Here is a 7,027-nt window from a genome sequence, read left to right as displayed (position 1 = left end):
CCCGCGCTCTCGCGCTGCTCCCTATGAAGACATACCCCCAAAAAACCCCCCCCCCGCCCCCCCCCCCCCCCCCCCCCCCCCCCCCCCCCCCCCGCCCGTACGGCGGGAGCCCTTAGGCTGGGCCGGTGAACAGCCGTCACGTCCAGGGGGATTCCGCCGCGATGACCATCCACCGCCCCGGCCTGCCCGGGGACCTGCCGCCCGCCGAGGTGCTGTGGGCGCACTGGGCCCTGGTCGCCGTACTGGAGGCCACCACCGAGGCGGAGGGCCGCGGCGTCCACCGGACCGGGCACTGGATCGACGGGGAGGGGCTGCACCTCGACGACTGCGGCTGCACCTGGTGGACCTTCACCCGGACGGGAGAGGGCCGGTACGTGCTCTTCGGCGAGGACGAGTCGAGCGCCGTCAAGTGGCACGAGCCGGCCGTGGACATGCTGGCGGGCGGCCCGGACTGGCTGCCGTACGAGACCCTGCGCGATCTGCTGGGCGGCTGGCAGCTCGGCTGTGTCTACTGGTCCGAGAACGGTTCCTGGGCCCGGGCGCCCTACCCGGACGACCTGGACGACGACGGGCTGGACTGCGGGATGAGCCGCTTCACCGAGCGCCGGGAGCTGCTGCGCCTGCTCGAAGGCGCCTGGGACGACTGCGACTGCGGAGCGGCCGCCGGACGCGCGGAGACGGCGGCGCGGCTGCTGGACGCCGCGCTGCGCCGCGAGCTGACGCCCGGGACCCTGGAGGCGCTGGCCGGCGGCTGTTCCTGCGGCCGCTGGGACCTTCCGGCCATGCTGCGCGCGCTGCGCCTCTCCGGTCTGGCGCAGGGGTCGGCCGCTCCCGTCAGAGGGTGATCCAGTAGCGGCTCTTCGGGCCGACCAGGGTCTCCCGTACGTCTTCCAGGACGCCGCCGTTCCGCTCGATGGTGCGGGCGGACGCCTCGTTGCCGGGGTCGCAGGTGAGCAGGACCTGGTCCATGCCGAGCAGCCGCGCCTCGTGCAGGACCTCGCCCAGGGCCCAGGTGGCCAGACCGCGCCCGCGCGCCGAGGGGCGGACGCCGTAGCCGATGTGGCCCCCGGCGTCGAGGAGGAAGCCGTTCAGGTAGTGCCGCAGGTCGATGGCGCCCAGGTAGGTGTCGCCCTCGGTGATCCACCAGTGGGTGGCGTGGACGCGGCCCTGCTCCACGGGCGCCGTGCGGTCGGCCCGGCGGCGCAGCTCCCCGGTCCAGTCGGCGAAGCCCTCGGGGGTGTCGACGTCGTCGGTGGAGCCGAGTCCGGCGCCGTCCATGTGGGCGTCGGGCCCCCATTCCTCCTGCGCGGCGAGCCAGGAGGAATGCAGGCGGGCGGTGGGGGCGACCAGTGCGGGCATGCTCCGGACCGTAACAGCCGGACGATCCGGGTCCGCAATCCGGCCGCTCCGGCCGCCTTCGCCCGCCCGGGTCCGCCCGCTCACCGGCCGGGACCGTAGGCCGCCCACCGGCCGATCCCGAACCCCTCCCCCTCCCGGCGGACCTCCACGGCCCCCGCTCCGCCGAAGTGGGCCGGCACCACCAGTTCCCGCAGGTCCGCGGCGCGGCCGAGGACCTTGCGGCGGGTGGCCGCGGCCTGCCGGGGGTCCATGCAGAAGCAGCTGTTGCAGGACGGGGAGAGGATCTGGACCGGGCTGTGCAGGAGGTCGCCCACGAAGACGGCCCGGTCGGTGCCGGAGGCCAGGCGCAGCACCGACGATCCGGGGGTGTGTCCGGGGGCGGCCTCCAGGGTGAGGTGCTCGTCGATGCGGTGCGAGCCCTCCCAGAGCACGGCCTGTCCGGCCCGGTGCACGGGCGCGACGCTGTCCTCGTAGATCAGCCGGTCGTCCTGCCGCTCTCCTCCGGCGTAGTCGCCGCGCGGGCCGAAGTGGTGGTCGTCGGCGGCCGGGATGAGGTACCGGGCGTTGGGGAAGGAGGGCGTCCACTCCCCCGCGGTGCCGTCGGTGTCCTGGTCGTCGCGGGTGTTCCAGCCGACGTGGTCGGCGTGCAGGTGCGTGTTGACGACGTAGTCGACGTCCTGCGGGCGGACGCCCGCCAGCGCCAGCGCTCCGAGGAAGTCCCCCTTCCGCCGGTGGAACAGCGGGGTGCCGGGGCGTTCGCGGCCGTTGCCCACGCCGGTGTCGACGAGGACGGTGGTCCCGCCGCTGCGCAGGACCCAGGTCTGCAGGGCCATCACCGCCGTGGCGTCCTCCGGGCGGAGGTGCTCGGGGGCCAGCCAGTCCTCGTTGTCCCGCCACAGCCGCTCGCCCGCGCGGGGGACGAGGTCCGCGGCGGGTCCGAAGGGGCCCTGCCACTCGACGACCCGGATGACCTCGACGTCGCCGAGCACCATGGTGTTTCCGTTCGCGTTGTCCATGATCATCACCCTAGGGAGGGTCCCGTGAGCGGCTCAATGCTCCGACTGCTCTTCCGAATACGACAGCGGCTCACACGGGACCCTTGGATAGGCTCGCGCGGTGGATGTGGTGAGCGACGCGATCGCGGCGGTACGGGTGGGCCGGCCCTCGTCGGACCGGATGCGGGTGGAGGGCAGCTGGTGCGCGCGGTTCGCGGCGTACGGGGGCGCCGGCTTCCACGTCGTACTGGAGGGCGGCTGCTGGCTGCTGCCCGACGGCGGACCGCCCGTATCGCTGGGCGCGGGTGACGCGGTGCTGCTGCCGCACGGTACGGGACACGTGATCGCCGACGGCCCCGCCGACGCGGCGGCCGTGGCGCGGGCGGTGCCGTTCGAGTCGGTCGCGGAGGCGTGGCGCGGGCCCGGGCGGCCGGGCGGCGGCTCGGGTGCGGTGGAGATGCTGTGCGGCAAGTACCGGCTCGACCGCAGCCGGGCGCATCCCCTGATGGCGGAACTGCCGCCCGTGGTGCACCTGCCGAACCGGGTGGGCAGCCACCCCGAACTCCGGTCGGCGATCGATCTGCTGGGCCGTGAGCTCGGCGGGCAGCGGCCGGGCGCCGGGGTCGCGGTGCCCAGCCTGCTCGACCTGCTGCTCGTCTACATGATCCGTTCCTGGCTGACGGCCGGGGGTGCGGCGGGCGGCTGGCCCGCCGTGCTGGGCGACCCGGTGACGGCCGCCGCGCTGCGCGCGCTGCACGCCGATCCGGCCGCGCCGTGGACCAACGACCGGCTGGCCGCCGAGGCGGGCGTGTCCCGCCCGACGCTGGCGCGGCGCTTCACGGCCCTGGTGGGGCGGCCCCCCATGGCGTACCTCACCTGGTGGCGGCTGAACCTCGCCGCCGCCCAGCTGCGGAACACCGAGGACCCGCTGGCCGCCGTCGCGCGCCGGGTGGGGTACGGCACTCCGTACGCCCTGTCGCACGCGTTCAGCCGCGAGTTCGGTACGACTCCGGGCCGGTACCGGGCCCTGCGGGCGGCGGACGCGACGCCCGCCGGCTAAGGCGGACCCCGGGGAAGCATGGCCGGAACCCACCCCTACACTTTGTCCTTCGTTTACCCATGCCCTCCGAACCCGCGCAGGAGTCCCCGCATGCCCCACCTCATACGCCGCCCCGTCCGGACGGCGGCCCTGGCCGCCGTCTCCTTGTTGACGGTCCCCGCCCTGGCGGCCTGCGGCAGCGATGCGAAGGCTCCGGCGCGTGCGAAGCCCTCGGGGTCGGCCCCCGCCCCTGCGCCCACGCAGCTGCCCCCGCTGCCCGCCTCCCTGACCGGGCAGAAGCCCGACTGGCGCAGCTGCCCGGCGCCGTCGGCCGCCCAGGGCGGCGGGGAGGCCCCGGGAGCGGCCTGGCAGTGCGCCACCATGAAGGCGCCCCTCGACTACGCGAAGCCGGCCGGCGAGACCATCGACGTGGCGCTGATCCGCAAGAAGGCCACGAACGCCGGCAAGCGCCTCGGCTCCCTGGTCTACAACTTCGGCGGTCCCGGCGGCTCCGGCGTCCAGACGCTCCCGCAGGCGGCGGACGACTACAAGAAGCTGGGCGCGGTCTACGACCTCGTCAGCTTCGACCCGCGCGGCGTGGGCAACAGCGCTCCGGTCATCTGTCTGGACGACAAGACGCTGGACGAGGACACCGGTTCGGGAAACACCCTCGACGAGGTCAAGAAGTTCACCGACGCCTGCAAGCAGAAGTCCGCCAAGCTGCTCCCCCACGTCGGCACGGCCAACACGGCCCGTGACATGGACCTGATGCGCCAGGTGCTCGGCGACCAGAAGCTCAACTACTTCGGCATCTCGTACGGCACCCAGCTGGGCGGGGTCTACGCCCACCTGTTCCCGAAGAACGTCGGCCGCACCGTGTTCGACGCGGTCGTCGACCCCACCGCGGACGAGGCGCAGGCCGGACTCGGCCAGGCCAAGGGCTTCCAGCGGGCGCTGGAGCACGCGATGAAGTACTGCCGTGACAAGTACACCGCCAACTGTCCGACCGGCCCGAGCGACGCCGAGGGCAACAAGCGGATCAGCGAGCTGCTGGAGAAGCTCAAGACGAAGCCCGCCGCCACGGACAGCGGCCGCAAGCTGACCTCCGACATGGCCCTCACCGGCATCGCCGCCAGCCTCTACGACAAGGAGTCCTGGGAGTACCTCGTCCAGGGGCTGGGCGAGCTGCGGCAGCTGGGAACGGGGAACATCCTGCTGCTGCTCTCGGACAGCTACAGCGGCCGCGGTGAGGACGGGCGCTACAGCAACTCCAACGCCGCGCAGGCGGCGATCAACTGCGTCGACACCAGCCGCCGTTACACCGTCGAGGAGAAGACGGCGCAGGAGCCCGCCTTCCGCGCGGCCTCCCCGGTGTTCGGCCCGGAGATGGCGGAGGGCCTGCTCGGGTGCTCGCAGTGGCCGGTGCGCGGTGCGAGCGACAAGCCGCAGGTCGCCGCCGAGGGCGCGGCCCCGATCGTGGTGATCGGCAACACGGGCGACCCCGCCACCCCCGTCGAGGGCGCGAAGCGGATGGCCGACGCGCTCGGCCGCGGCGTCGGCATCAACATCACGGTGAAGGGCGAGGGACACGGCAGCTACGGGAACAACGCCTGCGCCACCAAGGCGGTCGACGCGTTCCTGGTCGACGGCACCGCTCCGGCCGACGGGACCGAATGCCAGTGACCGCCCGTCCGCGCCCGTACCGACCTCTGTTCGGCTGCCGCGAAGCCGCCGCCTACACTTGTGCCGCCCGGCCCGCGGTGCCGGCTTCAGGGGAGTGAAGTCCTAAGTGAGCAGCACCAGCAGTGATGCGCCGATCTACGCCCAGCTCGTACGCGAGCGCGGCGATGTCCCCGTCCAGGTCCGGCGGGAGGCCGAGGAGATCCTCCGCCACCTGGCACAGGTGATGGCCTGGCGCCCGTCGTCGGCCGGCCTGCCGGCCTGGCGCCCCCACCAGTAGGACGGGCGGCCCGGGCCGCGCCTGACAGCGTGTCCCGGGCCGGTCCGGCCCCGGAACCGCGCAGAGGACCGGGAGCGCGGGGAACGCCGGCGCCCCCGGCGGCGGTGGTGCGGTCCGCCACAGCGGGACCGCCGAGTGTGGCGGCGGCGCACATCGGCACGGGACGGCGTGCGTCCCTAACGTTCGGGGCATGACTAGCGCGAACACCACCGCATCCGGTGGAACGGCGTCCGCCCTCGAGGGGCGCGTGGCCCTGGTGACCGGCGGCGGCAGCGGCATCGGGCGGGCCTGCGCCGTGGCGCTCGCCGCCGCGGGAGCCCTGGTACACGTGGTGGACATCGACGCCCGGGCCGCCGGAGCGGTGGCGGAACTCGTCGGCGGGCAGGCCCATCCGGCCGATCTCGCCGACCCGGCCGCCATCGGCCGGCTGCCCGCCGAGGTCGACGTCCTCGTCAACAACGCGGGGCTCCAGCACGTGGCGGCCATCGAGGACTTCCCGCCCGAGCGGTTCGAGCTGCTCCAGAAGGTCATGGTCACCGCCCCGTTCCTGCTGCTGCGGCGGACCCTGCCGTACATGTACGGCCGCGGATGGGGACGGGTGGTCAACATCTCCAGCGTGCACGGGCTGCGGGCCAGCGCCTTCAAGTCCGGTTACGTCACCGCCAAGCACGCCCTGGAGGGGCTCAGCAAGGTCACCGCCCTGGAGGGCGCACCGCACGGGGTGACCAGCAACTGCGTGAACCCCGGCTACGTGCGCACCCCCCTGGTGGAGCGGCAGATCGCCGCCCAGGCCGAGGCGCACGGCATCCCCGCCTCGCGGGTGGTCGAGGAGGTGCTGTTGCGGGGCTCCGCGATCAAGCGCCTGATCGAGCCGGAGGAGGTGGCCGCGGTCGCCCTGTGGCTCTGCGGCCCCCACACGGGCCACGTCACCGGCGCCTCCCTGCCGATGGACGGCGGCTGGACCGCCGCCTGACCCGGCGGCGGGGCGGCCCGGGCGGGCCGGGTGAGCGACCTTCCTGAGGACGTCCTTTCCCGGGCCGTGGCCGTCGGGGCCGTGCACACCGATCGTCGACGGTGGCGCGGTCCAGGCCACGACCGCGTCCCCGGCGCGGCGCAGGCGTTCGCCGCCCACCGGTGGGCGCGGCCGAGGCGGGGGCCGGACGCCCGTCAGGGGGTGCAGGACGGGCACAGCCCCCGGTAGGTGACCTCGGCCCCGGACACCGAGAAGCCGAAGCGTTCCCCCGCCGGGAGGTCGGCGAGCGGGTTCCCGGCGGGGCGGACGTCGCGGATGAGGCCGCAGCCGGAGCAGACGAGGTGGTGGTGCGGGTGGTGCGCGTTGGGGTCGTAGCGCTTCGCCCGGCCGTCGGTGGAGACCTCCGCGACCTCGCCGAGGGCGACGAGCTCGCCCAGGGCGTTGTAGACGGTGGCCCGGGAGATCTCGGGCAGCCGGTCCACGGCCCGGGCGTGCACCTCGTCGGCGGTCAGGTGCACGTGCTCGCCGTCCAGGACCTCCGCGACGACGCGCCTCTGTGACGTCATCCGCCAGCCGCGCCTGCGCAGCCGTTCCAGCAGGTCACTCATGTCGGCTCACCTCTTCGGGTTCGACGGGGCCGCCCGGAGCCCCCGTGGGAATCCGGGAGCCGATGGGATCCGGGCTTGGTGTGCTTCTTGACT

8 protein-coding genes are annotated in these 7,027 nt (G+C 74.2%); 5 read left to right on the top strand and 3 right to left on the bottom strand.

Features of this window, described 5'->3' with window-relative positions; genetic code table 11:
* The first annotated feature begins 125 nt into the window (after positions 1-125).
* Positions 126-845, top strand: coding sequence for a hypothetical protein (locus ACZ4WZ_RS27290; RefSeq protein WP_467894304.1), 720 nt, complete (start codon positions 126-128; stop codon positions 843-845).
* On the opposite strand, the gene ACZ4WZ_RS27285 is transcribed toward ACZ4WZ_RS27290, so the two are convergent.
* Together ACZ4WZ_RS27285 and ACZ4WZ_RS27280 are read right to left on the bottom strand one after the other, a co-directional pair.
* Positions 835-1,359, bottom strand: coding sequence for a GNAT family N-acetyltransferase (locus ACZ4WZ_RS27285; protein WP_467894303.1), 525 nt, complete (start codon positions 1,357-1,359; stop codon positions 835-837). The two genes, ACZ4WZ_RS27290 and ACZ4WZ_RS27285, sit on opposite strands and share 11 nt — an antisense overlap.
* An 80-nt stretch (positions 1,360-1,439) precedes the next feature.
* On the bottom strand, positions 1,440-2,381 hold the full coding sequence (locus ACZ4WZ_RS27280) for an MBL fold metallo-hydrolase (RefSeq protein ID WP_467894302.1): 942 nt from the start codon (positions 2,379-2,381) through the stop codon (positions 1,440-1,442).
* Between the two features lie 94 nt (positions 2,382-2,475).
* Here ACZ4WZ_RS27280 and ACZ4WZ_RS27275 point away from each other — a divergent pair, with 94 nt between their 5' ends.
* The 4 genes from ACZ4WZ_RS27275 (at position 2,476) to ACZ4WZ_RS27260 (ending at position 6,326) form a co-directional block, all read left to right on the top strand.
* Positions 2,476-3,414, top strand: a complete 939-nt coding sequence (locus ACZ4WZ_RS27275; RefSeq protein ID WP_467894300.1) for an AraC family transcriptional regulator — start codon at positions 2,476-2,478, stop codon at positions 3,412-3,414.
* Positions 3,415-3,504: 90 nt separating this feature from the next.
* Positions 3,505-5,076, top strand: coding sequence for an alpha/beta hydrolase (locus tag ACZ4WZ_RS27270; protein ID WP_467894299.1), 1,572 nt, complete (start codon positions 3,505-3,507; stop codon positions 5,074-5,076).
* A gap of 106 nt (positions 5,077-5,182) precedes the next feature.
* On the top strand, positions 5,183-5,353 hold the full coding sequence (locus tag ACZ4WZ_RS27265; RefSeq protein ID WP_388937868.1) for a hypothetical protein: 171 nt from the start codon (positions 5,183-5,185) through the stop codon (positions 5,351-5,353).
* Positions 5,354-5,543: 190 nt separating this feature from the next.
* The gene (locus ACZ4WZ_RS27260) at positions 5,544-6,326 is read left to right on the top strand and encodes a 3-hydroxybutyrate dehydrogenase (RefSeq protein ID WP_467894298.1); all 783 of its coding nucleotides are present in this window, start codon (positions 5,544-5,546) and stop codon (positions 6,324-6,326) included.
* 194 nt (positions 6,327-6,520) lie between these two features.
* Here the strand turns inward: ACZ4WZ_RS27260 and ACZ4WZ_RS27255 are convergent, their stop codons facing one another.
* Positions 6,521-6,934 carry a Fur family transcriptional regulator gene (locus ACZ4WZ_RS27255; protein WP_467894296.1) on the bottom strand — a complete coding sequence of 138 codons (414 nt, stop codon included), beginning with the start codon at positions 6,932-6,934 and terminating at the stop codon, positions 6,521-6,523.
* Positions 6,935-7,027 lie beyond the last annotated feature (93 nt).

This window comes from Streptomyces sp. NPDC029122 (genome assembly GCF_055569445.1).
This window is presented reverse-complemented; position numbering and strand designations above follow the sequence as displayed.

Coding starts and splice junctions, on each gene's coding strand:
- ACZ4WZ_RS27270 (WP_467894299.1), top strand. CDS start 3,505: ATGCCCCACCTCATACGCCGCCCCGTCCGGACGGCGGCCCTGGCCGCC.
- ACZ4WZ_RS27285 (WP_467894303.1), bottom strand. CDS start 1,359: ATGCCCGCACTGGTCGCCCCCACCGCCCGCCTGCATTCCTCCTGGCTC.
- ACZ4WZ_RS27280 (WP_467894302.1), bottom strand. CDS start 2,381: ATGATCATGGACAACGCGAACGGAAACACCATGGTGCTCGGCGACGTC.
- ACZ4WZ_RS27260 (WP_467894298.1), top strand. CDS start 5,544: ATGACTAGCGCGAACACCACCGCATCCGGTGGAACGGCGTCCGCCCTC.
- ACZ4WZ_RS27255 (WP_467894296.1), bottom strand. CDS start 6,934: ATGAGTGACCTGCTGGAACGGCTGCGCAGGCGCGGCTGGCGGATGACG.